General features: G+C 69.2%; 22 protein-coding genes. 3 read left to right on the top strand and 19 right to left on the bottom strand.

The genetic code is table 11. The features are described 5' to 3' along the window. Positions 1 to 125: 125 nt before the first annotated feature. The 12 genes from BLU09_RS27355 to BLU09_RS27300 all read right to left on the bottom strand — a co-directional run bounded on the left by BLU09_RS27355 (position 126) and on the right by BLU09_RS27300 (position 11,672). Positions 126 to 1,007, bottom strand: coding sequence for a ribonuclease H-like domain-containing protein (locus BLU09_RS27355; protein ID WP_090492618.1), 882 nt, complete (start codon positions 1,005 to 1,007; stop codon positions 126 to 128). Beyond that, positions 1,007 to 1,435, bottom strand: coding sequence for a (deoxy)nucleoside triphosphate pyrophosphohydrolase (locus BLU09_RS27350; protein ID WP_090492616.1), 429 nt, complete (start codon positions 1,433 to 1,435; stop codon positions 1,007 to 1,009). The genes BLU09_RS27355 and BLU09_RS27350 overlap by 1 nt, the downstream gene beginning before the upstream one ends. Next, entirely contained in the window at positions 1,432 to 2,595 is a 1,164-nt protein-coding gene (locus tag BLU09_RS27345) for an outer membrane protein assembly factor BamB family protein (protein ID WP_090492614.1), read from the bottom strand. The genes BLU09_RS27350 and BLU09_RS27345 overlap by 4 nt, the downstream gene beginning before the upstream one ends. 11 nt (positions 2,596 to 2,606) lie before the next feature. Then, positions 2,607 to 3,410: a tetratricopeptide repeat protein gene (locus BLU09_RS27340; protein ID WP_090492612.1), complete on the bottom strand. Its 804-nt coding sequence runs from the start codon at positions 3,408 to 3,410 to the stop codon at positions 2,607 to 2,609. Positions 3,411 to 3,481: 71 nt separating this feature from the next. Beyond that, positions 3,482 to 4,861, bottom strand: a complete 1,380-nt coding sequence (gene der / locus BLU09_RS27335) for a ribosome biogenesis GTPase Der (RefSeq protein ID WP_011553779.1) — start codon at positions 4,859 to 4,861, stop codon at positions 3,482 to 3,484. Between the two features lies 1 nt (position 4,862). Beyond that, positions 4,863 to 5,807, bottom strand: coding sequence for a GTPase Era (era, locus tag BLU09_RS27330; protein ID WP_090492610.1), 945 nt, complete (start codon positions 5,805 to 5,807; stop codon positions 4,863 to 4,865). A gap of 121 nt (positions 5,808 to 5,928) precedes the next feature. Beyond that, positions 5,929 to 6,525, bottom strand: coding sequence for a peptidylprolyl isomerase (locus tag BLU09_RS27325; RefSeq protein ID WP_090492608.1), 597 nt, complete (start codon positions 6,523 to 6,525; stop codon positions 5,929 to 5,931). Between the two features lie 3 nt (positions 6,526 to 6,528). Further along, a complete protein-coding gene (locus tag BLU09_RS27320) occupies positions 6,529 to 7,236 on the bottom strand; it encodes a peptidylprolyl isomerase (RefSeq protein WP_090492606.1) in 708 nt (235 codons plus the stop codon). Positions 7,237 to 7,283: 47 nt separating this feature from the next. After that, positions 7,284 to 8,066, bottom strand: coding sequence for a ribonuclease III (gene rnc / locus BLU09_RS27315; protein ID WP_090492604.1), 783 nt, complete (start codon positions 8,064 to 8,066; stop codon positions 7,284 to 7,286). Continuing rightward, a complete protein-coding gene (locus BLU09_RS27310) occupies positions 8,063 to 8,926 on the bottom strand; it encodes a hypothetical protein (protein WP_171452231.1) in 864 nt (287 codons plus the stop codon). Before BLU09_RS27310 ends, rnc begins: the two co-directional genes overlap by 4 nt. Then, entirely contained in the window at positions 8,926 to 10,071 is a 1,146-nt protein-coding gene (locus BLU09_RS27305; protein WP_090492602.1) for an acyl-CoA dehydrogenase family protein, read from the bottom strand. Before BLU09_RS27305 ends, BLU09_RS27310 begins: the two co-directional genes overlap by 1 nt. Positions 10,072 to 10,142: 71 nt before the next feature. Beyond that, a complete protein-coding gene (locus tag BLU09_RS27300; protein ID WP_090492600.1) occupies positions 10,143 to 11,672 on the bottom strand; it encodes an acyl-CoA carboxylase subunit beta in 1,530 nt (509 codons plus the stop codon). A gap of 203 nt (positions 11,673 to 11,875) precedes the next feature. Between BLU09_RS27300 and BLU09_RS27295 the strand changes: the two genes are divergently transcribed. Then, entirely contained in the window at positions 11,876 to 12,235 is a 360-nt protein-coding gene (locus tag BLU09_RS27295) for a YtxH domain-containing protein (RefSeq protein WP_011553771.1), read from the top strand. A gap of 98 nt (positions 12,236 to 12,333) precedes the next feature. On the opposite strand, the gene BLU09_RS27290 is transcribed toward BLU09_RS27295, so the two are convergent. Then, positions 12,334 to 13,110 carry an enoyl-CoA hydratase-related protein gene (locus BLU09_RS27290; protein WP_090492598.1) on the bottom strand — a complete coding sequence of 259 codons (777 nt, stop codon included), beginning with the start codon at positions 13,108 to 13,110 and terminating at the stop codon, positions 12,334 to 12,336. A gap of 104 nt (positions 13,111 to 13,214) precedes the next feature. Between BLU09_RS27290 and BLU09_RS27285 the strand changes: the two genes are divergently transcribed. Further along, the gene (locus tag BLU09_RS27285) at positions 13,215 to 15,179 is read left to right on the top strand and encodes a TIM44-like domain-containing protein (protein WP_090492680.1); all 1,965 of its coding nucleotides are present in this window, start codon (positions 13,215 to 13,217) and stop codon (positions 15,177 to 15,179) included. A 75-nt stretch (positions 15,180 to 15,254) separates the two neighbouring features. Here the strand turns inward: BLU09_RS27285 and BLU09_RS27280 are convergent, their stop codons facing one another. From BLU09_RS27280 to BLU09_RS27255, 6 genes are all read right to left on the bottom strand, one after another. Next, the gene (locus tag BLU09_RS27280; protein ID WP_090492596.1) at positions 15,255 to 16,814 is read right to left on the bottom strand and encodes a methyl-accepting chemotaxis protein; all 1,560 of its coding nucleotides are present in this window, start codon (positions 16,812 to 16,814) and stop codon (positions 15,255 to 15,257) included. A gap of 155 nt (positions 16,815 to 16,969) precedes the next feature. Further along, positions 16,970 to 17,947, bottom strand: coding sequence for a hydroxymethylglutaryl-CoA lyase (locus BLU09_RS27275; protein WP_090492594.1), 978 nt, complete (start codon positions 17,945 to 17,947; stop codon positions 16,970 to 16,972). Continuing rightward, entirely contained in the window at positions 17,940 to 18,668 is a 729-nt protein-coding gene (locus tag BLU09_RS27270) for a class I SAM-dependent methyltransferase (protein ID WP_090492592.1), read from the bottom strand. Before BLU09_RS27270 ends, BLU09_RS27275 begins: the two co-directional genes overlap by 8 nt. Continuing rightward, the gene (locus tag BLU09_RS27265; protein ID WP_090492590.1) at positions 18,665 to 19,855 is read right to left on the bottom strand and encodes an aminotransferase class I/II-fold pyridoxal phosphate-dependent enzyme; all 1,191 of its coding nucleotides are present in this window, start codon (positions 19,853 to 19,855) and stop codon (positions 18,665 to 18,667) included. The genes BLU09_RS27270 and BLU09_RS27265 overlap by 4 nt, the downstream gene beginning before the upstream one ends. Positions 19,856 to 19,891: 36 nt before the next feature. Further along, positions 19,892 to 20,800 carry a phosphatase PAP2 family protein gene (locus BLU09_RS27260; protein ID WP_090492588.1) on the bottom strand — a complete coding sequence of 303 codons (909 nt, stop codon included), beginning with the start codon at positions 20,798 to 20,800 and terminating at the stop codon, positions 19,892 to 19,894. A 35-nt stretch (positions 20,801 to 20,835) separates the two neighbouring features. Further along, positions 20,836 to 23,493, bottom strand: coding sequence for an efflux RND transporter permease subunit (locus BLU09_RS27255; RefSeq protein ID WP_090492586.1), 2,658 nt, complete (start codon positions 23,491 to 23,493; stop codon positions 20,836 to 20,838). 275 nt (positions 23,494 to 23,768) lie between these two features. Here BLU09_RS27255 and BLU09_RS27250 point away from each other — a divergent pair, with 275 nt between their 5' ends. Further along, complete coding sequence (locus tag BLU09_RS27250) at positions 23,769 to 25,307, top strand: aminotransferase class I/II-fold pyridoxal phosphate-dependent enzyme (RefSeq protein WP_090492584.1); 1,539 nt, start codon at positions 23,769 to 23,771, stop codon at positions 25,305 to 25,307. Positions 25,308 to 25,313 lie beyond the last annotated feature (6 nt).

Below are 25,313 nucleotides of genomic sequence, written 5' to 3'. Positions count from 1 at the left end.
CAAACGCCTCCCCAGGTCATTCCACCAGACGGCTACACTTCACACGCGCAGGTGTTCACCGTCCGGTACTCGCGAACGCACGGCTGCTGCCAGGACGGTGAACCGGGCACAGTCACCCTGCCCGCTCAGCCGCCCTGCTCCATGGCCCGGACGCGAGCAAGGGTCTGCAGATCGCGCTCGGTCGGCCCCAACTCCAGGATGATGCGGCTCACGTCGTAAAGCACGTCGCCACGCTCGAAGACTGGCAGCCGGGGAACATCCTGGTTCAAGTCGTCGGCGCCGCGGTTGTACGCCACGTCCATCAGCGTCCGGAGCTGGAAGGCGTCGTACAGGTTGTACTCGACGAGGAACCGGAGGGCCTCCACGTCGCCGCGGCGCTGGTACGCGCGCCACAGCAGCACCGCGTCGTAGCCATTCACGCCCTTCATGTGCGGCGGACGCTCGGCGCCAATCTTCCCTTCGATTTCCTTCAGGCCGCCGCCCATGCCCAGGCGCCGTGTCACGAACCGCAAGTCGATGTGCGCATCCGGCACCGGAAATCGCGCGGGGCCGAAGTAGTCACGCAAGACGGGCACGTCGAAGCACGAGCCGTTGAACGTCACCCACAGCCGCCGGGCCGCCATGGCCTCCGGCAGCGCGTCCATGTTCCGGCCCTGGATGAAGACGTGAAGGCCCTTCGAATCGAACAGGCTCACCACCGTGGGCGCCTGGGCCTCCCGGCCGTCCGTCTCGATATCGAAATAGACGGCGTCGTCCTGAAACTCCGGGTACAGCCGCCAGTGCTCCCGGCTCGGCAGCAGCTCCGCGAGCTTGCGCAAGTCCCGGCGGGCCAGCGCATCCTTCGCCTCGGCGATGCGCGCCCGGGCCACGTCGTCGGACTTCCGGTTGAGCGCCACCCCCTGGCCGGCTTCCGGAAAGTCATCCCAGGTGCGAATGCCGCGGGACCACAGGTCCTTCTCCCGCCAGGGACCCACACTGGGGATGTGCTGGAACGTCCGCTGCAGCATCAATCGAGCGCGCCCAACCTTCCCGCCACCAGGTCGTCCAGGAGCGGGATGTCCGCCTCGCAGAACGGCAGTGACTGCATCTGCGCCGGCGTGTGGAACGCCAGCGCGTGGGCGCCCAGGGGCCGGGGCTCGCCCGAGACAATCCGGGCCAGGAACAACACCAACTCCACCGTCAGGTCCGGATAGGAATGCTGGCCCTCCCAGAGCCGCCGCCCCACGGCGAGCTCCACGTCCAGTTCCTCGCGGCACTCACGGGCCAGCGCGGCCTCGTCCGTCTCCCCGGCCTCCACCTTGCCGCCGGGGAACTCCCACAGCAAGGCGCGGCTCCCACCGGGGAGCCGCTGCTGCACCAGGAACTGGCGTCCATCCTCCGGCCGCGGAATCAGCGCCGCCACCACGCGGACCGTCCTGCGAGCCGGAGCCGTCACCCGTCAATCCCGTTCATGTTCAGGGAGTACAGGTAGCCGTTGTTCGACAGCACGAACAGCTGCCTGCCCGCCGCGAAAGGCGGCGCGGTGATGCCGCTCCCGGGGTTCCACGACACGCGCGAGCGCCCCGTATTGGGCTCCAGGAACAGCAGCGAACTGGACGTGGGCACGAGCAGCATTCCCTGGGCGAACACCGGAGCGAAGGCTGCCCGTTCCCCCAGGGGATGCGACCAGAGGAGCCGCCCTGTCTCCGCCAGGTAGGCATCCACGCGGCCGTCACCCGCGGCGAAGAGCACCTGGCCGCTGACCAGCAGCGACGTCATGCCGGCCACGGCGGTGTTCCACACCAGGTCTCCCGACTCCGCCTCGAGCGCGAAGATGCCGCTCTTGTACGAAGCGACGTAGAGCTGCCCGCTGGCGTCCATCACCGGGCTGCTGTCCACGTCCAGGAACTCGGAGCCGGCGCCGGACAGCGAGCGCTCCCAGGTGACGCCGCCGTCGTCGACGCTGAGCGCCACCACGAAGCCGTCAGAGAAGCCGATGTAGGCCACGCCTTCGCGCACCAGGGGCCGCGAAGCGCCGCGAACGGTGAAGCCGGTGGGCGGATCCCGGCGGTACTGCCAGGCCCACTGCCCATCCGCGATCTTCACCGCGAAGAGCGTGTCGCTCTCCGAGGCCACGAGCACCAGGCCGTTCGACACCACGGGCACCGTGGCCAGGGCCTCACCCGCGACGTACTTCCACTTCTCCTCGCCCGAGGCCGCGTCCAGCGCGTACAGCACGCCGTCCCCGCCCGGAACATAGGCCACGCCGTCCACCACCCGGGCCCCGGCGTTGAAGCGGCTGCCCGCCTTGTACTTCCACTTCACCTGGCCGTCGGGACCCACGCCGCGGGCGAACCCGTCCCGCGTGAGCGCGACGGTCGTCCGGCTGACGGCGTCATAGGCAGGCGTCGCCGTCTCACGCGGCCCGTACTCCAGCGTCTGCGGGGGCGCGAGCGCCGCCCACCAGTTGACGGAGAAGTACTCCAGCGGCGTGTTCGACGGCGGCCGGGGCAGCTCCGGATTGCCGTAGTACTGCACGCCACTGCAGCCGCCCAGAAGCCCTGCCGCCACAGCGCCACCCAGCCAACGCTTCCAGCTCACGAGCCGCATCGTCATGGCGAGTGTTTCTACCCCGCGTCCGGAACGGGTGCAGCCGCCGGAGCCTCCGGGGCAGGAACCTTCACACCTTCGGACGCCAGCACCGCCAGGCGCTCACCGGCCTGACGCGCCGCCGCCGTGTTCGGCTGCGCCGTGGTCAGCTTCGACAGCACCTGGGCCGCCTCTTCCTTCTTGCCCAGGAGGATGAGCATCCGGGCCTTGTGGTAGTCGCCCATGCCCACCAGGAACGGGCCACCCGCGGCGCCCATCTGCTCGAAGGCCTTGATGGCGTCCTCGTACTTGCCGTCCGCCTCGAGCGCGTAGCCCTGGCCCTCGAAGGCCTCCGCGCGGAGCGGATCGTTCTGGGCCGCGCCCTTGAGGTACTCGCCGAAGGCCGTCTGCGCCGCGGCGTAGTTGCCCAACCGGAACTGCGCCTTGCCCTCGGCCAGGGCGGCCGTCACCGCGGCCGGGGTGCCGCCGTGCTGCTGGCGGAACTCACCCAGCGACTTCACCACGGCCTCGTCGCGCTCCTTCACCGACTTGAAGGGGGGCTCCGTGTCACCGGGCTGCGCGGGCTCCACGCCCTCCACGGGCCGGTCGAGCACGGTCAGCGCCTGTCCCAGCGCCTGGGAGGCCTTCTCCTCGCCGCGCTTGGACACTTCGCTGGCGATGGCCACGCCCACGCCGCCCAGGATGAGCACGCCCGCGGCGAGTCCGATGATCTTCTGGCGCTGCGCAAGCCAGTCGCTCGCCTCGGTGCCCACCTTCTGGAAGGAGTCCGGCTGGCTGAGCTCTTTCTGGCGAATCTTCTCGGTCTTGGTGGTTCCGGCCACGTCTGGAAACCTCTTTTAAAGAGCGGCGCACTGTATGGAGCGCGCGCCGCGAGTGTCAACGCACTGACGCCTCAGCGCTTCCCCTGGCGTTGAGGCCGCTTGCGGGCCTCGCGCTTGGCCTGCCCGGGCCGGCCCTTGAAGATGAGCCGGATGGGCACGCGCAGGTCGAACGTCTTGCGCAGCTGGTTGGTGATGTACCGCTTGTACATGTCCGGAACGCCGTCCGGATGGTTCACGGTGATGGTGAAGGTCGGCGGCGCCGCGGCCACCTGGGCGATGTAGTACATGCGCAGCGGCTTGCCCCGGACGATGGGCGCCGGGTGGTTGTCCACCATGTGGTCCAGCAGCCGGTTGAGCTGCGGGGTGGGCGCCCGGAAGCGGAACTGGTCGGCGAGCTCCGTCGCCACGTCCACGACCTTCTCCACCTTGGAGCCCGTCAGCGCGGAGGTGAAGAGGATGGGCGCGTAGCCCACGAACTTGAGTGAGTGCTTGAGTGACTCGCGGTAGGTCTCCTGTCGGCGCTGGTCCGCGCCCACCAGGTCCCACTTGTTCACCACGATGACCAGGGCGCGGCCCCGCTCCTCGGCCAGGCCCGCCAGCTTGGCGTCCTGGTCCACCGCCGGCTCCGTGGCGTCCATCAGCAGCACCGCCACGTCGCTGCGCTCCATCACCTTGAGCGCGGCCACGACGGAGAACTGCTCCACGCGCTGGGCAATGGACTTCTTGCGCCGGATGCCCGCCGTGTCGGTGAGCAGCAGCTTGCGGTCCTTGTACGTGAGCTCGGAGTCCACCGGATCCCGCGTGGTCCCCGCCACGTCACTGGCCACCACCCGCTTCTCCTTCAGGATGGCGTTGACCAGGGTGCTCTTGCCCACGTTGGGCCGGCCGATGATGGCCAGGCGGATGATGCCGTCGTCGGGCGGTGCCTCCGCGTCCTCGCCCTCTTCCTTGGGCGGCAGCCTGGCGACGACCGAGTCGAACAGCTCCTGCATGCCCAGGCCGTGCTCGGCGGACAGGGCCTGCACGTCGCCCAGGCCCAGGCGGTAGAACTCACCGGCCAGCGCCTGCATCTGCCCGGACGTGTTGTCCAGCTTGTTGGCGGCCAGCACCACCGGCTTGCCGCTCTTGCGCAGGTAGTTGGCCACGGCCTCGTCCGCGGCGGTGAGGCCCGCCCGGGCGTCGGTGACGAAGACGATGACGTCACACTCGTCCACGGCCAGCTGCGCCTGCTCCCGCACCTGCTGGAGGAGCTGGTCCTCGTCACCGGGCACGAAGCCGCCGGTGTCGATGAAGGTGAACTGGCGGCCTTCCCACTCCGCGTCCGCGTAGTGGCGATCCCGCGTCACGCCGGGCTCGTCCTGCACCAGCGCGATGCGCCGGCCCACGAGCCGATTGAACAGCGTGCTCTTGCCCACGTTGGGGCGTCCGACAATTGCGACCAGGGGCTTCATTTCAGTCGTATCCCAGCTTCTTGAGGCCTTCGGGGCGCTCGCTCCAACGCGGCTCCACGCGGACGCGCAGGTCCAGGTACACATGCGCGCCCAGCAACCGCTGCACGGACTTGCGCGCGTCGGTGCCAATCGTCTTCAGCATCTGCCCCTGCTTGCCGATGATGATGGCCTTCTGGCTGTCGCGCTCCACGAAGATGGACGCGGCGATGCGGATGAGCCCGCCCAGTTGGTTCGGCGGCGTGCCCGGCCGGGGCTCGCGCTCGGATTCGTCGAAGATGTCCACCACCACGGCCGTGGAGTACGGAATCTCCTGGCGGCAGTGCCGCAGCACCTGCTCGCGGATGTACTCGGCCACCAGCGCGCGCTCCTGCTGGTCGGTGAGCATGTCCTCGTCGAAGACGTTCTCGCCTTCCGGCAGGTGCCCCAGGACGGTGTGGAACAGCCGCTCCACGCCGTCCTTCTCCCGGGCGGAGATGGGGACCACCTCCGCGAAGGGGAACTCCTGGCGGTACAGGTCGATGAGCGGCAGGAGCTGCGCCTTGGGGACGCTGTCGATCTTGTTGATGACCAGGAAGGTCGGCTTGCCGATCTTCTGCAGCCGGTCGAGGATGGCGCGGTTGCCCGGGCTCACCTCGGGCTTCTCGCTCGCCGGCGGCTCGATGAGGAAGAGGACCAGGTCCACCTCCTCCGCCGCCTGGAGCGCCACCTCGACCATGTAGCGGTTCAGCTCGCCCTTGGCCTGGTGGATGCCCGGCGTGTCGATGAACGCCACCTGCCCTTCCGGACGGGTGACGACGCCGAGGATGCGGTTGCGCGTCGTCTGGGGCTTGGGGGAGACGATGGCGATTTTTTCGCCCGTCAGTGCATTGAGCAGCGTGCTCTTGCCCACGTTGGGGCGCCCGATGAGGGCGGCGAAGCCGCTGCGGTGTGTCTTGGGGGGGGCCATTGCTTCGGAGGTGATCTGGGACGCCGCGTACCGCGGAGGCCCGAAAAGGGAACGTCTGGACAGCGCCTATCACAACCCACCGCCCGCCCGGCCAGGCCAGGACGGGCGGCGAGCGGACAGGCTACGGCTGGGTCGTCGAAATGGTCAGCTTGTTGATGACCACGGGCTGGCGGGGGCGGTCATCCCCGTCGCGCGGCACGCCGGCGATCTTCTCCACCACGTCGTAGCCGCTGAGCACCTCACCGAAGATGGTGTGCTTGTTGTTGAGGTAGGTCGGCTTGGACGTGGTGATGAAGAACTGGCTGCCGTTGGTGTTGGGACGGCCGATGTTCGCCGTGGCCAGCAGACCCACTTTGTCGAAGGTCCGGCCGCTCTGGTACTCGTCGTCCACGTTGAAGCCCGGGCCGCCGCGGCCGGTGCCCGTGGGGTCACCGCCCTGAATCATGAAGCCCGGAATCACGCGGTGGAAGATGATGCCGTCGTAGTACGGGCGCTGCGTCTTCTCACCCGTCTTCGGGTCCTGGAAGGGCAGCTCGCCCGTCGCCAGGCCCACGAAGCTGCTCACCGTCTTCGGCGCATCCTTCGCGAACAACTTCACCACGATCTGCCCCTGCGTGGTGTCGAAGGTGGCGTAAAGGTCATTGCCCGCGCGGGCCTCGTCCAACATTCCCATGCTACCCTCCCGTGTGGGGGCTCGTCCGAGGACGAACCCGGTCATGTGTCACGGCCTTGGTGAAACCGTCTTCGCGCCCGCGTCCTTCTGGGGCGCCGCTCCCTTGCTCGCCGCGGGGGCCGTCACGCCCGCGGGAGCCTTGTCGCCCAGCACCACGCGGGTGAGCACCACCGCGGTGCGCGGGCGGTCCCGGTTGTCCCGAGGCAGGTTGCTGATCTTCTCCACCACGTCATAGCCGCTGAGCACCTCACCGAAGATGGTGTGCTTGCCGGCGAGGTGCCCGGGCGTGGAGGTGGTGATGAAGAACTGGCTGCCGTTGGTGTTCGGCCCCGCGTTGGCCATGGCCAGCAGGCCCACCTTGTCGAACGTGCGGCCGCTCTGGAACTCGTCCGCGAAGCGGTAGCCCGGATCGCCGAAGCCCGTGCCCGTGGGGTCACCGCCCTGAATCATGAAGCCCGGAATCACGCGGTGGAACACCGTGCCGTCATACAGCGGCTTCTTCGACATCTTCTCCGTCTTCGGGTCCCGCCATGCCTTCTCACCGGCGGCCAGGCCCACGAAGTTGGCCACCGTCTTGGGCGCGTCCTTGGCGAAGAGCCGGACGACGATGGTGCCCTCGCTCGTCTGGAGCGTGGCGTAGAGGTCCTTGCCGGCCGCGGCCTTCCGGGTCCACTTGCCGGAGTCAGCGGCGAGGACGGAGCCCGCCAGCAGGCAGGTCACCAGCGCGAGCGTCTTTCGGAGGGAGGCGGGGGGCATGTCGGCGCGGCACCTTACGCGCCGCCCCCTGCCCCATCCAAGGGGTTTCACGCCGGGGTGTCGTGTCGTGGCGTTCCGGGCGGGGGAGAGGTGGGACACGCGGCGTCTTCCCGCAGCTTCTCCAGCGTCGCCTGCGCGGCGGACTGCTCCGCCTCCTTCTTGCTCCGGCCGGTGGCCCGGGCGAAGGCCGTCTCCCCCAGCATCAGCTCCACCTCGAACACCTTGGAGTGTTCCGGACCGGACTCCGAGACGACGCGGTAGCGAGGCTGGAGCTTGAGCCGCTCGTGGGCCATCTCCTGGAGCAGCGTCTTGTAGTCGAGCCGCCCCTGGCCGCTGGAGACCTCGTCCAGCAGGTCCGCGAAATACCGGTCCACCAGCGCCACCGCGGCGTCCAGGCCGCTGGTGAGGAACACCGCGGCGAAGACGGCCTCCAGCGCGTCCGCCAGGACGGAGTTCTTCTCCCGGCCGCCGGACATGAGCTCGCCCCGCCCCAACAGCAGCAGGTCGCCCAGCGGGATGGTCCGGGCCACGCGGGCCAGACCGTCCTCGTTGACGACGCGGGCGCGCATCTTCGTCAGGTCGCCTTCGGGGAGTCCCGGGCAGCGCGCCATCAACCGGTGGCTGACGGCCAGGTTGACCACCGAGTCACCCAGGAACTCCAGGCGCTGGTTGTCCTTCAGCTCCTTGTCCCGCGTCTCGTTGACGTACGTCTTGTGCGTCAGGGCCTCCAGCGCCGTCTCCATCCGGGAGAAGCTCAACCCCAACCGCGACTCCAACAACTGCACCCGCTCGGACGGGCTCATCTTGTCCGCACCACTCAAACGCATCACTCCTGAGGTGCGTCCGGGCCCACCAGCCTCACGGCCGCGGGAGGGACCTTCAACAGGTCCGCCACCATCCGCACGATGCCTGGGAACTCATCCAGCTCGAACCGTCCCGCCCACTCCTTGCCCTGCGGACCCGCCAGCAGCCCCCGGAAGGTGCGGCCCGCCACCCTGGCGGCGGCGAAGCGGTATGGGCGGCCCTCCACCTGCAACTGCGCCAGCAGCTCCAGGCTGCTGCGGGGAGGCAATAGCGCCTCCGCGCCGAACTTCTCCACGATGTCGGAGAAGCGAACCAGCCCGGCGCCCACCGGCGCGGCCTGCGGACGGGCCGCCGGCTCGCCAAAGAGCGCGACCAGGTAGCCCGTCAGCGCCGCCCGCTCGCGGAACTCCGACAGCTCCAGCGTGTGGCCGCCGCCGGTGGCCAGGTCTTCCTTCCCCCGGGCCACACGGGCCACGCGGAAGTTGCCCAGCCGGTCCGACACCAGCGTGACGGCCAGCTCACCGTCCACCACCTCCGTGGACAGCTCCAGCGTCTCCGGCTCCACGCGCGGCGTCAGCCCCAACACCTGGAGCTCCGCGGAGCGGCGCTGGACGTGGAAGATGTGCTCGTTGAATGCGTCCGCGAGCAGCGCCTCGATGTCGGCGACGTCGCTGAGCGCGCCCACCAGGATGGGGGCCAGCCCCACCACGGCGGGCGGCGCGATGGGGATGAGACGGTCCCCCATCACCTGGAAGGTCACCTCGGGGATGAAGGCCCGGGTGACGGGATTGACCAGCGGGGACGACTCAAGGTCCAGCACCGCCTCGGTGCCGGCCGCGTCCTCCCGCAACTGCAGCCCGAGACCTTCCAGCCGCGCGGTGTCCATCAAGCCCCTTTGAAGGTTTCCCGGGCGATGATTGTACGCTGGATCTCGCTGGTTCCCTCGCCGATCTCACACAGCTTGGCGTCACGCAGGTAGCGCTCGACCGGGAACTCGCGGGTGTAACCGTACCCACCGTGGATCTGCACGGCCTTGTTGCAAGCCCGCATGGCGGCCTCGGAGGCGAACAGCTTCCCCATGGAGGCCTCGCGCGAGTACGGCTTGCCTTCGTCGGCCAGCTTCGCGGCGCGGTGGACCAGGAGCCGGGCGGCGTCCAGCTCCGTCTTCATGTCCGCCATCATCCAGCGCAGTCCCTGGAACTCGCTGATGGGCTGGCCAAACGCGGTGCGCTCGCGCGAGTAGCCAATGGACTCCTCCAGGGCGCCCCGGCCCAGGCCCACCGCCAGCGCGCCGATGGTGATGCGGCCGCGGTCCAGGATCTTCATCGTGTCGATGAAGCCGTGGTCCAGCTCCCCCACGCGCGCCGAGTCCGGCACCTCCACGTTCTCCAGGACGAGCTCGGCCGTGTCCGACGAGCGCATGCCCAGCTTCCCGTGGATGGCGCGCTGGCTGAAGCCCGGCAGGCCCTTCTCCAGCAGGAAGGCGGTGATGCCCTTCTGCCGCTTCTGCGGCGAGGTGACGGCCAGCACCACGAACACGTCACCCACCGTGCCCTGGGTGATGAACATCTTGGCGCCGTTGAGCACCCAGCCGTCGCCCTTGCGCACGGCCGTGGTCTTCATGCTCGACGCGTCCGAGCCGGACCCCGGCTCCGTCAGGCCCCACGCGCCCAGGTACTCACCCGTGGCCAGCTTGGGCAGGTACTTCTGGCGCTGCGCGTCCGAACCGAAGACGCGCAGGTGGCTGGTGCCCAGGCCGTTGTGGCTGGCCACCGTCAGCGCCAGCGAGCCGTCGTAGCGGGCGATCTCCTCCACCGCCACCGCCACGGCGAGCGAGTCCATGGCCGCTCCGCCGAACTCCTCGGCGACGAGCATGCCCATCACCCCGAGCTGCCCCAGCTCCCGGACGACTTCCATGGGGAACTTCTCGTCCTTGTCCCACTCACGGGCATACGGCTTCACCCGCCGTTCGCAGAAGTCACGGATGGAGGACTGGAGGGCGCGATGGCTTTCTGGAAGGTCAAAATCCATGGTGTCAGCAGGATCTATAGCAGACGGCCCAAGCGCAGCCCGGGCCTTGGAGGTGGGGTAACGCTACCTACTCAAACCGGATAGACACCGTGTTTCTTTTCCGCACGGGGCTGATGCCGCTGGGAGTAGACGCCGTAGCGCTGGGTGAGCTCTTGACGCAGCCGGTCACCCGGGACGATGTCGTCGATGACCAGCTCGCTGGCCAGCTTGTAGATGTCCACGTCCTGCTTGTACTCGTCGCGCAGCTTCTGGACGTAGGCGGGCCGCTCGGCCTCCGGCAGCTCCTGGATCTTGTTGTAGTAGACGGCGTTCACCGCCGCCTCCGGGCCCATGACGGCGATCATCGCTCCGGGCAGCGCGATGGTGGCGTCCGGGGCGAAGCCGGGGCCGCTCATGGCGTAGAGGCCGGCGCCGTAGGCCTTGCGGACCACCACGCAGATGCGCGGCACGCTGGCCTCGGACACGGCGGAGATCATCTTCGCGCCGGCGCGGATGATGCCCGCGCGCTCCACCTTGGTGCCGATCATGAAGCCCGGCACGTCCGCCAGATAGAGCAACGGGATGTTGAAGGCATCACACAGCCAGATGAAGCGGGCCGCCTTGTCCGCGCTGTCCACGAACAGCACGCCGCCCTTGTACTTGGGCTGGTTGGCGACGATGCCCACCGGGCGGCCGTCGATGCGGGCCAGGCCCGTGACGAGCTCCTGAGCGAAGAGCTTCTTCACCTCGAACCAGCTCCCCTCGTCGATGAGCTCGTTGATGAGCTCATGCATGTTGAAGGGCTTGTTCTGGTCGACGGGGACGATCTCCTCCACCTTCTTGCCGCCGGCCTTGGGGGCCTTGGGCTCGGCGCGCGGCGGCGCCTGGGAGAAGTTCTCCGGGAAGTAGCCGATGTACTTCTTTGCCGCCTCGATGGCCTCCTGCTCCGTCTTCACCAGCACGTCGCCGACGCCGGAGATGGAGCAGTGCATCTTCGCGCCACCCATCTCCTCCAGGGTGACCTTCTCGCCAATGACCATCTCCGCCATGCGCGGGCTGCCCAGGTACATGGAGGCATTGCCTTCCACCATGATGACCAGGTCGCAGAACGCGGGGATGTACGCGCCACCGGCGGCGGACGGGCCGAAGAGCAGGCACACCTGCGGCACGAAGCCGGACATGTGCACCTCGTTGTAGAAGATGCGGCCGGCGCCGCGGCGCCCGGGGAACATCTCCACCTGGTCGGTGATGCGGGCACCGGCGGAGTCCACCAGGTAGAACAGCGGGCAGCGCAGGTCGCGGGCCGTCTCCTGGATGCGGAGGATCTTCTCCACCGTGCGGGCGCCCCAGCTCCCGGCCTTCACCGTGGAGTCGTTGGCCATGATGGCCACGGTGCGCCCGGCCACCTTGCCCACGCCGATGACGACACCATCCGAGGGCAGGTCCGGGTCCAGGTTGTTGGCGAGCTTCGCGTCCTCCACGAAGGAGCCCTCATCCACCAGCAGGCGGATGCGCTCGCGGGCGAAGAGCTTGCCCGCCTCCGCGTTCTTCGCGTGGTACTTCTGCGCGCCACCCTTCTCCACCTGGGCGATCTTCTCCAGCAGTCTCGAGTCTTGGGACATGGCCCGTGGCACATAGCAGAAAGGGCTACGGCTGGCTGCCTTCTCGCTGGGGAACCGGCGCGGCCTGACAGGCAGACGACGCACCGCGCAGAACGGCCCCCGCAGGGGATGCCGCTCCAGGCTCCCCTGCCTACCTTGGTGCTCAACGGGGGCGTGCTCGCGATGGATGCGCACCCGGCAACCATTGGGCCCAGGAGGGACGCATGTTCGCAGCGAAGAAAGGCAAGTGGATGGCCAAGGGAATCGCCCGGAGCGAGCTGTACCGCAAGTGGCTGGCCCATAAGCTCATCAATGACCTGCCGCGCGTGGCGCGGAACCGCTGGGATGACTTCGAGCCGGATGACGTGCTGCGGCATGTCGGATTGACCACCTACAAGCCGGCGCGCGCGGGCCTGGGCGGCCTGGGCATCTTCCTCCTCGGCGTGGCCGCGGGTGGCGTGGCCGCCCTGCTGCTGGCCCCGAAGACGGGCACCGAGCTGCGGACCACCGTCAAGGACAAGGCCACGGCCTACATGAACAAACAGAACGTCAACATGGGCCAGGAGCGCACCGCGAACGCCTGACCGGCGCGCGCGGCTTTCGCGCCATGTGACGTGACGCACTTCGGGGACGGGGCACCGGTGGGTACCGGGCCTTCCGTCCCCGATTTCGTCCGTGCGGGCTAGCGGCCCTTGTAGACGGGCGCGCGCTTCTCCGCGAAGGCGCGCAGGCCCTCCAGGCGGTCTTCCGTCTTGAGAATCTCCTCGTACTTGCGCAGCTCCAGCGCCAGCGCATCGTCCAGCTCCAGGCCCGTGCCCTCGTCGATGGCGTGCTTGGCCGTGGCCACGGCGATGGGCGCGTTCTCCACCACCGACTCCGCCAGCCCGTACGCCACGGCCAGCAGGTGGCCCTCCGGCGCCAATCGGTTCGCCAGGCCCACGCTGAAGGCCTCGGCGGCGTTGATGCGGCGGGCGGTGAGGATGAGGTCCTTCGCGCGGCCCGGTCCCACCAGGCGCGCCAGGCGCTGTGTGCCTCCGCCGCCGGGAATGATGCCCAGCTTCACCTCGGTGAGCCCCAGCTCCGCGGCCGGGGCGGCCACGCGCAAGTCACACGCGAGCGCCAGCTCCGTGCCACCGCCCAGGGCCGCGCCGTTGATGGCGGCGATGAAGACGCAGTCGCTCTTCTCGATCGCGCGGAAGGTGCGGCGCAGCCCGTCCAGGAAGGCGCGGACCTCGTCCTCGGCCATGGTGGCGCGCTCCTTCAGGTCGGCGCCGGCGCAGAAGGCCTTGTCGCCCGCGCCGGTGATGATGACGGCGCGCACGTCACGGCTGGAAGACACGCGGGTCACCAGCTCGCCCAGCTCCTTCAACATGGCGCGGCTGATGGCATTGCGGCGGCTCTCGCCGTCGATGGTCCAGATTTCGATGGGACCGCGTGCGTCGACCTTGAATTCCGGCATGTTCGCTCCCCTTTTCCCGGCCTGGCAGGCGGGCTGCGCTGGGCGGCGGCAGAGTGCGGCCATAAGCCGGGTCTGGCAAGGCGGAAACGGTTAGCATGGGGGACATGGCCACGCCTCTGCGCTCCATCTCGCACCGACTCTCCCGGTGGGCCCCCTGGCTGCCCGCCATCGCCTACGTGGCGCTCCTGCTTCCGCTCGAAGCCTTGGGACGCGGAGGTGGCGGCGAGCACTACTCCCGCCCCTCGTCCGGCAACGGCGGTGGCCGCGGCGGCGGCGACGGGGACGGCGTCGCGCTCTGGGTCGTCTACCAGCTCTTCAGCCTGGTCTTCCGCTACCCCAAGGTCATGCTGCCGCTGCTCTGCATTGGCGGCATCGTGTACTGGCTGTACCGCCGCAACCTGCACCCGGACGCCACCACCCGGAAGGCCCTGGAGCAGCGCGAGGCGTATCAGCGCACCCAGGTGTCCCAGCGTGACGTGCAGGGCTGGGTGAACGCGCTGAAGCTGAAGGACCCCGCCTTCGAGCTGGAGCCGATGCTCGACAAGACGAAGTGGCTGTTCATGGAGCTGCAGCAGGCGTGGTTCCTCCGGGACATGACGCCGGTGCGGCCCTTCCTGTCGGACGCCACCTTCCAGCGCTTCGGCGTGCAACTGGAGCTCATGCGCGCGCAGGGCGTGCGGGACGCCATCACCGACTTCGAGGTGCTGGACCTCCAGCTCATCGGCCTGGACCAGAGCCAGTGGTTCGACAGCATCCACGTCCGTGTCCATGCGCGGATGCGGGACACCGACGTGCCCGTGTCCTTCAGCGACGCGCAGGCCACCGAGGCCGCGCGCAAGGTCCCCAGCGAGGCCTTCACGGAGGTCTGGACCTTCGTGCGCAAGCCGGGGGCGCAGACGCGCATCGGCGCGGACCTGTTCCAGGGCAAGTGCCCCAACTGCGGCGCGCCGTTCAACGGTGGCGCGGCCAACAGCTGCGAGTTCTGCGGCGCGGTGGTGAACTCGGGTAACTACGACTGGACGCTGTCCGAAATCACCCAGGGCATCGAGCACGCGCCGTACCACAAGACGGTGGACGGACTGATGCAGGCACGCGAGTCGGACCCGGCGCTCAACCTGGAGATGCTGGAGGACCGCGCGTCGCTGCTGTTCTGGAAGTGGATTGACGCGCAGAGCCGCGGCGACACGAAGCCGCTGGCCAAGGTGGCCCGGACGGACACCGTGCAACGGCTGGAGACGGAGCTGGAGGGCCTGCGCCGCCAGGGGGTCCGCCGCGTGTTCCTGGAGTGCGCCGTGGGCTCCGCGGACGTGCGCGCGTTCCAGGTGGACCCGCAGGGCCAGGACGTGGCGCACGTGGAGATTCGCTGGAGCGCGCGCATGGGCGTGGGGCCCGCCAGCGAGCGGCCCCGCTCCCTGCCCACCGTGCCCCAGCGCTACATCTTCACGCTGACGCGCAAGCACGGCGCGCAGACGAACACCGCCAACGGCATGTCCACGAACCGGTGCCCGCAATGCAACGCGCCGCTGACGAACAGCGCCGCCACGGACTGCGACTACTGCGGCACGCCGCTGGCCACCGGTGAGCGGGACTGGGTGCTCGCGGCGGCGCGCACGTTCGAGGCGTGGAACGCGGACGAGGACGCGCGGTTTCGGGCCCTCCCCCCACGCCGGGCCGCGCCGCAACAGCGCATGGGTGACCAGGGCCACACGCCGCGGCCCGAGGACGCGGTGATGGACGTCCAGGAGCGGCAGCGCCTGCTGTACATGATGGCCGCCATCGCCGCCGCCGACGGCGAGGTGACGTCCGCGGAGCGCAAGCTGCTGAAGCTGTGCTCGGAGCGCTGGGGCGTGGTGTGGGACAACGTGGAGCTGGCGCTGAGCATGGGGCCACAGCTCTTCGACCGCCTCGTGGAGAAGGGCAGCCCCGAAGCGGAGGTGTTCCTGCGCAACATCGTGGAGATGGCGCTGGTGGACGGCCGCATCGACCGCAAGGAGCGGCGGATGCTGGTGAGCGCAGCCGCCCACCTCGGGCTTCAGGACCGGCTGGAGTCCATGCTCGACGGACGCTGAGGCGAAGGGACGGGCTCCGGGGCGCGGCGACACCGCGCGCCCCGGCCGGCAACCTCACACGCGGCGGGCGCCCGCTTACGCGTCCCGTCTGAGCGCAATCACCCGGCCCGCCTCGTTCGCTGGCGGCGCCTCATCCGTCCTGGCGCCTTGATAGGTGTCGATGACACCGTGGACACGGCCCGTCACCACGCGAAGCGTCTGGGCGGCGGTGGTCGTCTGTTCGACACGCCCCAGCGTCTGCTTCATCATCGCGGACAGCTCATCCACCGCGCTGGAGATCCGCGCCACGCCCGCGGCCTGGCTCGCCACCGCCACTGAAATCTGCTGCACGCCCTCCGTGCTGGTGCGCAGCATGGTGGACAGGCCCCGCAGGCGCTCTCCCGACGCGCGCACCACCTCGAGGTCCCGCGCCATCCGATCCGCCCCCTTCAGGGAGAGCTCCACGACGTGCTGGAGCGACTGGTGCACGGCGTCCAGGATGCCGCTCACCTGCCCCGCCGCCCGGACGGACTGCTGCGCGAGCCGCCGCATCTCCGTGGCCACCACCGCGAAGCCCTTGCCGTGCGCCCCCGCGCGCGCCGCCTCGATGGCCGCGTTCACCGCCACCATGTGGGACTGGTCCGCCAGGTCCTTCACCGCCAGGGTGACGCTCGAGAGCTGCCGCGCCTGGCCGTCCAATCCACGCAGGAGCCCGGCCATCTCCATCACCTGTGCGCGGATGGCCTCCAGGCCCTCCATGCTCTGGCCCAGCATGGCCTCGGCGTCAGCCCCCACGTCCCCCGCCTGGAGCGTGGAGGCGAGGATGGCATCCGCCTGACGAGAGGCCGTGGAAGACGCCCGCTGCATCTCGTTCGTCGCCACCTGCGTATCCGAGAGCGCCGCGGACTGGCGCGACAGCATCGCGCGCTGGTCATCCGTGCTCGACACGAGCGAATGGGTCGCCTCCGTCAGCGCCCGCGCCGAGTCCACCAGCGGTTCCACCACGCGCGTGCGAACCTCTCCTTGAGACAACTCCAACCAGGCCTGTCGCGCCGCCAGCGCCCGGGCATCCTTCACCGCGCCTCGCCCGCCAATCAGGAGGAACACGTTCTCGAACACCACCCAGCCGATGTGCTCCCATGCGCGCCAGGCACTGGCGGACTCCACGCCGAAGATGGACAGGGGCCAGTACTGGCCGCGAAGCAGGTGGTCCGCCGCCACCAGCGCCGAGTAGAGGAACAGCACCCGCGCATCCCGGTACATGGCCAGCAGCGCCAGGGACCCGAAGATGTGGAAGTGCGTCTCGATGCGCCCGTCCGTCAGGTGGATGAGCAGCCCGGACACCAACGCCTGCGCCGTGGCGATGACGAACCGCGTGGCCTCCCGGCCCGGCAACGCCCACGCCATGGCCACCGGCAGGCTCGCCAGGAGGCCCCCCAGCCCGGCCGCCGCCCAGACGTGCGGATGGACCTGACTGGACGTCCCACTCCACGTGCGGGGGGACAGCGCCAGGGCCACCACCAGCCCGCCAACCCACTGGAGCCCCATCAGCACGGCGAACATCCGGTCCGTGCGGCGGCTCAGCGCCACCTGGTGGGCGTCGAACAGAGATTGCGAACGTCTCGCGAGGACGTCGGCATCGAGCGAGACGTTCATCCGGCACTTCCCGTTGAGGCAGCAGATGGGGTCAAAGCGACCCTGACCCTACCCGCTCACCACCTCGAAACGTAAGTCCGAACAGAATTTTTCAATGATGCCCGGATTTTAGGACTGCCGGGTACTTCCTGACCTCCACACTGAGGAGGACCCGCTCACGTCTGAGCCCGGCGGGCGGCCTTCTTCTCACGCTCGCCCAGCGCGGCCTGGAGATACTTGCCCGCCAGCTTCCGGCCGATCAGCTCCTGGGCAATCTCCCCGGCCTCCACCAGCCGGTCCAGGTTGATGCCGGTGTCCACGCCCATGCCGTGGAGCATGAAGACGGCGTCCTCGGTGGCCAGGTTCCCCGCCGCCCCCGGGGCGTAGGGGCACCCGCCCAGGCCGCCAATGCTGGCGTCGAAGGTCGTCACGCCCGCGGACAGGCCCACCAGCGCGTTCGCCAGCGCGGTGCCGCGCGTGTCGTGCAGGTGCAGCGCCAGCTTCTCCACGGGGATGTGCTTCAGCAGCGCCTCCAGCAGGACCTCCGTCTGGCGCGGCGTGCCGATGCCAATCGTGTCGCCCAGGCTGAGCTGGTAGATGCCCGCGTCCACGAGCTGCCGGCAGATGTCCACCACGCGCTCCACCGGAACGTCGCCCTCGTAGGGGCAGCCCCACACGGTGGACAGGTAGCCGCGCACGCGCATGCCCGCCTGGAGCGCGGAGGACGTCACCTCGCGCGCGCCCACCACGGCCTCGGCGATGCTCTTGTTGATGTTCTTCTTCGAGTGCGCCTCGGAGGCGGAGATGAAGACGGCGGCCTCCTCCAGGCCCGCATCCTTCGCGCGCTCCAGGCCCTTGAGGTTGGGCACCAGCGCGGAGAACACGACGCCGTCGCGACGGCCCACCAGCCGCAGCAGCTCCTCGGCGTCCGCGAGCTGGGGAATCCACTTGGGTGACACGAACGACGTCACCTCGATGCGCTTCTCCCCCGCGGCCACCAGGGCGTTGATGAGGCGCGCCTTGTCCCGCGTGGGCAGCGTGCGCAGCTCGTTCTGCAAGCCGTCCCGGGGACCGACTTCGTAGACGTCGACCTGCTTGGGCAACTGGCCCAGCCAGCCCAACCTCGCCCTGGAGTGTTCCTGCATCTCAGCCATGGCGCCGCTCCGCTCCCACGATCAGGTCGGTTGACTGCGCGTCCAGCGGCCCACCCGCCAGGCCACCGTGCACCCAGACGACGGAAAATCCCGTGCTTTCCAACAGCCGCACCCAATCCGCAAGGGGATAGTAACGAAGGGAATAGGATGCGCGCAGGCATCGCCCCTCCGGGGAGGTCAGCGTCCGACGTCCCTCGTCCCGCCCCGTCGAGGCGTCGAAGCAGCTCTCCTCCTCCAGGACGCTTCCATCCGGCAGCGTCTCGCGGAAGGCCGCCCGGGGGGACGCGGCCAGTCGCTCGAACGGCACCGTCTGGAACACCCACCGTCCTCCTGGCCGCAGCACGCGCGCGACCTCGCGGAGGATGTGCATGTGCTCGCCATCCGTGAAGGCAGCCAGCGTCGAGTACCACGCGTAGGCCCCCGCCAGGGACGCCTCGCGAAATGGCAGGGCCCGCAGGTCCCCTTGGATCGCCGGGAAGCCCGGGCGCCGCATGGCCAACGACAGTGCGTCCAACTCCAGCCCGATGACGCGCCCCGCCAGAGGCCCCACCGCGTTCAGCCGCGCCGCGTGGCGGCCGTGGCCGCACCCCAGGTCCACCACGGGCGCCGGCCCCGCCACGTCCGCGAAGGCTCGGGCCAGGTAGTCCACCTCACGCGTGGTGACGGCCTCCGACAGGAACGGCAGCGTGCTGCGAAGGTAGAGCTCTCCGAAGAAGCTCATCGCGACGACAGGCCCGCGCGCAGGCGGCGCACGGCTTCGTCCAGCACCGCCTCCGTCTTGCAGAAGGCGAAGCGGGCCAGTCCCTGCCCCAGGTGCCGGTGCGCCGGGCCATAGAAGACGCTGGGCGGAATGGCCGCCACACCCACCTCGGACACCAGGTGGCGGCAGAAGGCCACGTCATCGGCGAAGCCCTGGCGCCTGATGTCCGCGAGGATGAAGTAGCTGCCCTCCGGGGCGAACGCCGTCAGCCCGGCCTCGCGCAGCCCGGTGAGCAGCCGCTCCCGCTTCGCCGCATAGGACGCCGTCAGCTCCGTGAAGTACACGTCCGGCAACCGCAGCGCCTCCGCCATCGCGGCCTGTAGCGGCGCGGCGGTTGCGAAGGTTACGAACTGGTGGGCCCGCTGCACCGCGTCCCGCAGCGGCGGCGGCGCGATGACCCAGCCCACCTTCCAGCCGGTGAGGCTGAATGTCTTCCCGCCGCTGCTCACCGTCACGGTGCGCTCGGCCAGCCCGGGCAGCGTGGCCGGACGCAGGTGGCGGGCGGGCGCGAAGACGAGGTGCTCGTACACCTCGTCGGAGAGGACCTTCACGTCGAACTCGGCGCACAGTTCGGCCAGGAACGTCAGCTCGTCGCGGGTGAACACCTTCCCCGTCGGGTTGTGGGGCGTGTTGAGGATGAGCAACCGGGTGCGCGGGTTGAAGGCGGCGCGGACCTCGTCCCGGTCGAACCACCACTGCGCGTGGTCCGCGTCCGGCGGGCGCAGCGGCACGAAGCGCGCGGTGGCCCCCACGAAGGTGATGTTGGCGTCGTAGGAGTCGTAGAAGGGCTCGAAGGCCACCACCTCGTCGCCCGGGTCCACCAGCCCCAGCAGCGTGTCGAGGATGGCCTCGGTGGCGCCGCTCGTCACCGTCACCATGGTGTCCGGGTCCACTGTCTGGCCGTAGAAGCGCGCCGAGTGCTCGGCGATGGCCACGCGCAACTCCCGAGCGCCCGCGCCCATGGCGTACTGGTTGCCCCCGTCGCGGATGGCGCGCTGCGCCGCTTCCTTGATGGCGGCCGGGCCGTCGAAGTCAGGGAACCCCTGCCCCAGGTTCACCGCGCCGTGGCGGGCGGCCAGGGCGCTGAACTCGGAGAAGACGGTGGTGGCGAACCGGGTGACTCGCTGCGCGGCTACGGGCCTGGACATGGGCGTCGGCTCCTCGCGCCGCCAACGTCCGGGCGCTCAGGGCCTGACGATAGCGTCCACCGGCACGGAACGCGCGTCCTTCGCCACTTCACGCTGTCGGGCCGCCCGGGAAACGCCCAGCGCCAGCCCCGTCACCAGCATGACCATGGGCACCGCGCAGAGCAGGTCCGTGGCGTAGTGGAAACGGCCCACCAGCGTGGCCGCGATGAGCCCCAGGCCCGGCAGCAACATCACCCAGAAGACGCGGCGGGAGAACCGCCAAGCGTAGTACAGCACCAACAGCGTGGCGCCGGTGTGTCCTGACGGGAAGCAATCCCGCGCGAACAGCGGCTTGCGCATGAGTGAATCCAGCAACGGCGTCAGCGTGCCCCGCAGTGGCCCATCGAACGCATCGACCAGGAAGTAGCGAGGCCCCACCGCGGGCACCAGCGCATACGCCGCGTAGTTGAGGAAGAAGAGGAGCCCCAACGCGGTGAGGTACTCGTCGTACTCCGCGCCGCCCGGGCGCCGGTAGAGCACCAGTCCCATCACCAGCGCCCAGACGAAGTGGCCGTAGTAACAGACCATCAGGATGTCGTTGAGCCAGGCCGGGACGACGCGCGACAGCACCACCGCCGCCTGCATGCCGAAGAGCCGCTGGTCGGCCGCCACCAACTGCGCGTCCTTGAGGAAGGGGTTCACCGTGTCCACCACGGGAGCCAGCCAGCCGTGCGTCATCACCGCGGTGGGCAGCAGCCACCAGTCCGCGAGGACATGAATCCACCGGTGCCCCGGGAACGACGCGGCCAGCGTCCGGAAGACGAGCGGCCCCAGGCCCACCACCGCGAACAATCCCGCGCAGCGCAGCGCATCTGGCGCCCACCGGCCCGGCCCCAGCAGGAGCAGCGAAGCCAACGCGCAGGACACGACGATGATGAGGTCCACGGTGGTGAGCTGGACGCGCACCGTCTCACCGCGAACGCTTTGGGAAACCCAGGAACTCACGCCGACTTACGCTCCCCCGGCGGCGCGGCTTGCGCACCAGAATCGCCGAGTTCGAGGCTCTGAACGACCGCTCCCTTCCCCGCCACCACATTCTCGCGCCCCTTCCACCGCTCCAACAAGGCGAGCAGCGCGGGGAAGAAGACCGTGGTCCCCAAGAAGGTGCACATGACCCCCAGCAGCGCAATCTGACCGATACTCCGCAGGCCCTGGTGGTTGGCGACCAGTAGCGCGCCATACCCGGCCGCGTTGGACAGCGTGGCCACCACGGCCGCCAGCCCTGTGTGGCGCACCACCTTGCCGAGCGAGCCGGGCCCCTCTTCCTCGTACCGGTGGAAGAGATGCACCGAGTTGTCCACGGCGATGGCCAGCAGGTTCGGCAGGACCACCGCGTTGATGAAGTTGAGCTGGACGTCGAAGAGGTACATGCCACCCGCCAGGCACGTCATGCCCAGGAACAGCGGCCCGGTGACGAGCAACGCGCGCTTGAAGCTGCGCAGGCTCACCAGGATGACGACGAACACCACCGCGGCGGCGGACCACAGGATGAGCGGCCCGTCCGCGCTCACCAGCGCGAAGATGCGCGCGGCGATGCGGTTGCTGTCCAGCACGGCCAGGTCGATGCCGCGCGCCTTCACGCCCTCCACCACCTGGTCGATCTGCGTGGCCCAGCGCCGCAGCTCCTCGGTGTCGGAGTTGGAGACGGAGGGGAACAGGAGCAGGAAGGTGCCCTTCCCGTCCGTGGCCTCGAAGCGCCGGCGCACCTCCACCGGCAACGCCTCCAGGCCGTAGGGCTTCGCCTCCAGCATCCGCTGGAACTCCTGGAGCCGCGCGTCCTCGCGAAGCTCCGCGGGCAGATCCTCCAGGCCCTGGAAGGCCTCGCGCAGGGCCGCCAGCTCCACCTCCCGGCGCTCGACATCGGTAGGCAACAAGTCGTTGAGGGACGCGGAGTCGAGGATGGCGGAGTCCGCGCCGTTGCGCTGCTTCACCTCCGCGATGACGGCCTCCACCTGCGCCGCCTGCGCCACGTCATCCACCAGGAAGATGGCCGGGTTGAGGGGCTGGCCCAGCTGTTCGGTGACGCGGTCATCCAGGCGCGATGCCGGAGACTCCCCCTTGAGCTTGCGCATGTCCGTCTCAAAGCCCAGTTGGGGCGCCACGGAGACGGAGAACGCGGCGAAGCCCACCACCGACAGCGCCAGCGCGGCGATGGCGCCCGTGGGCCAGCGCCGCCACGCCCGCTCCGGCTGGGACACGTGGGACGCGGTCGCTTCAGCCGCCACGTCCACGCGGGCCGGACGCAGCCGCTCCGCGATGGCCAGCAGCGAGGGCACCATCGCATACGTCGCCAGCACGGCCAGCAGCACGCCCAGGCCCGCCAGCAGGCCGAACTGGTTGAAGGCCTGGAACTGGGCCAGCAGCAGCACGAAGAACGCCGCCGCGTTCGTCACCGCGGACGTCACCGCGCCGCTGAAGGTGCCGCGCACCGCCGTGACAATGGCCTCGCGGGCCGGACGCGCGCGCCGCTCCTCCCAGTACCGCATGCACAGGTGGACGCCGTACTCGATCCCCAGGCCAATCAAGATGGCGACGAGGAACCCCGTCACGATGTTGAGGTGGCCAATGGCGAGCTGCGCCGCCGCGAACGTCAACACCACGCCCACCATGACGGGGATGCCGACCACGGCCAGCGCCGCGACACGCCGCGTGGCGAGCAGGATGAGCCCCACCGCGATGAGCGCGGACAGCGTGCCGGCGCGCGACAGGTCGCCGCGCATCACCGCGTCCTCTTCGATGCGCCCCTGGAAGTTGCCCGTGGCCTGCAACGTCACGCCCGGATAGCGCTGCGCCGCGAGCGTGCGTCCGGTGCCCATGGCCTGGTCCACGAAGCGCCGCGCGAACCCCAAATCCCCGGCCGTCCCGGACGGCTTGATCATCAAATAGACTTCAGTGCCGTCCGCGCTGGCCAACGTCGCGCGCATGGGCGCGTCCGGCGCGTACTTCTTCGCGATGGCCTCGAAGTCCGGCGGCTCCGGCGTGCCCCCCAAATCGAAGAAGAACGGGTTGGCGCGTTGCCGCTCGTAACGCACACGCGCCGTCAGGTCCTGGCGCAGCGCGGCGAGCTTCTCGATGGGCAATAACAGCAGCGCATTTCGACGGAAGAAGTCCACGTCATAGCGGTGCTCGACGTAGCGGACCTCGGGCATCGCTTCCAATTGCGTCTGCAATTCGGCCGCGTATGCCTCCAGGCGCTCCGGAGTGTCTCCCTTTGCCACGAGGACCAGGTAGCCGTCCCCGCCTGCCTTCTCTGACACGCGTGTCAGATCCCGCACTTCTTGGGATCCCTGAGGGAGCAACTCCACGAACGACCCGCGGAATTCCAAGCGCGACGCCAGCGCCATACCGCCCAGCGCGAGCAGTGAAAACACCAGCAACACCTGCCAGGGGCGCGAAACCGCGGCCTGGATGAAGCCTTCGAACCACCGGTGTGACCTGGCCAACGTCGACTCCTCGGGGACCGGCGACCGAGCAAATTCCCGGCCAGTCAGCGGCGTCCTTGAACAGCGGGTGAAGCGGAGGGCTTCCAGGCGCGTCACGCCCACGGCAGGTGTGCAGCCCGATGCACACCTTGCACTCCAGTATCGACTGGAGAACACCGTGTGTCAGACGGCGGGGTGCCATCAAAGTCTCAGTGCTGTCAAGGCGAGCACGGATACGGGTGGCGACAGCGGGAAGGATGGCGCGGCGCTTGCCTTGACACTGCCGCGCTCCCTCTTTATTCACGGCCCCGCGTCCCCCGTGGGAGGCCGCCGGACGCACAAATCCCCGAAGCGGAACGTTCCTTCAATCGGGGGAGTCGCGACTGGAGAGCCCCAGGCTCCCGGGCCGGTCCATGCCTCCCGACGCAGCCTGAGAGAAAGACCGATCACCCATGAGCGACGTCTTCGACAAGTGCCGTAACTGGAAGGACTACCGTATCGCGAAGGCTACGGGTCTCTATCCGTACTTCCGTGCCATCGAAGCGTCGCACGGCGCCACCGAGGTGGAGATCGAAGGCAAGCGCGTCATCATGGTCGGGTCCAACAACTACCTGGGCCTGTCCGCCGATCCGCGCGTGAAGGAAGCGGCCATCAAGGCGACGGAGAAGTTCGGTACCACCAGCTCCGGCTCGCGACTGCTCAACGGCACACTGGCGCTGCATGAGGAGCTGGAAGCGCGGTTGGCGAAGTTCCTCAACCGCGAGTCCGCCATCGTCATCTCCACGGGCTTCCAGACGAACCTGGCGCTGGCGTCCATCCTGGGCCGGCACGACATCGTCTTCAGCGACCGGCAGAACCACGCGTCGCTGGTGGACGGCATCCGCCTGTCCTTCGCCACCGAGCGCAAGTTCCGCCACAACGACATGGACCACCTGGAGCAGCTGCTGTCCCAGGCGGATCCGGACGCGGGCAAGATCATCGTCACCGACGGCGTCTTCTCCATGGAGGGCGACATCTGCAACCTGCCCCGCATCGTGGAGCTGGCGAAGCACTACAACGCGCGGGTGATGACGGATGACGCGCACGCCATGGGCGTGCTGGGCACACTGGGCCGGGGCACCTCCGAGTACTTCGACCTGGAGCAGGAGACGGACCTCGTCATGGGGACCTTCTCCAAGAGCTTCGCGTCGCTGGGCGGCGTGCTGGCCGGTCCCTTCGAGGTCATCAACTACATCCGCCACAAGGCGCGCTCGGTCATCTTCTCCGCGTCCATGACGCCGGCCTCCATCGCCGCGGCGCTCAAGGCGCTGGAGATCATCGAAGCGGAGCCGGAGCGCCGCGCCCGCCTGCTGGACATCGCGGAGAAGATGCACAACGGCTTCCGCGCCATGGGCTTCGACACGGGGGTGTCGGTGACGCCGGTGGTGCCGGTGCACATCGGCGACCAGGTGAAGTGCTTCCGGTTCTGGCGCGCGCTGCATGAGGCCGGCGTCTTCGCCAACCCGGTGATTCCGCCGGCGGTGGAGCCGGGCCACGCGCTCATCCGCACCTCGTACATGGCCACGCACACGGACGCGCAGCTGGACCGCGTGCTCGACACCTTCGAGACCATTGGCCGGAAGCTGGGCGTGATTCCGGAGACGCGCCCCTCCGTCTACGAGCCGGTGCAGATTGCCCGCCCGGGCACCCGCATCCTGTCCAACCGCGCGAGCGAGAAGTGGGCTGCGGGCTCGAACGGCTTGCTGGCGGACAAGGGCGGCATCACCCTGGACCAGCTGTCGCGCATGTCGTCGCGCGAGGTGGCCGGACGCCTGTTCGACGCGGTGGAGCAGCTCACGTGGCGCGCGGCCAACCTCCAGCCGGAGGACCTGCGGAAGCTGGGCAACGCGCCGATGAAGCTGTGGGAGAAGCGCGGCGAGCTGCCGGGCTTGTTGCTGGAGAAGGGCGCTCACTTCTTCATGCGCAACGGCGCCCACTCCGACCGGAACTGAACCGCC

The sequence above is a fragment of the Myxococcus virescens genome (assembly GCF_900101905.1).
Taxonomy (GTDB): Bacteria; Myxococcota; Myxococcia; order Myxococcales; family Myxococcaceae; genus Myxococcus; species Myxococcus virescens.
The sequence above is the reverse complement of the archived record's forward strand: the minus strand, read 5'-3'. Positions and strand labels throughout refer to the sequence as shown.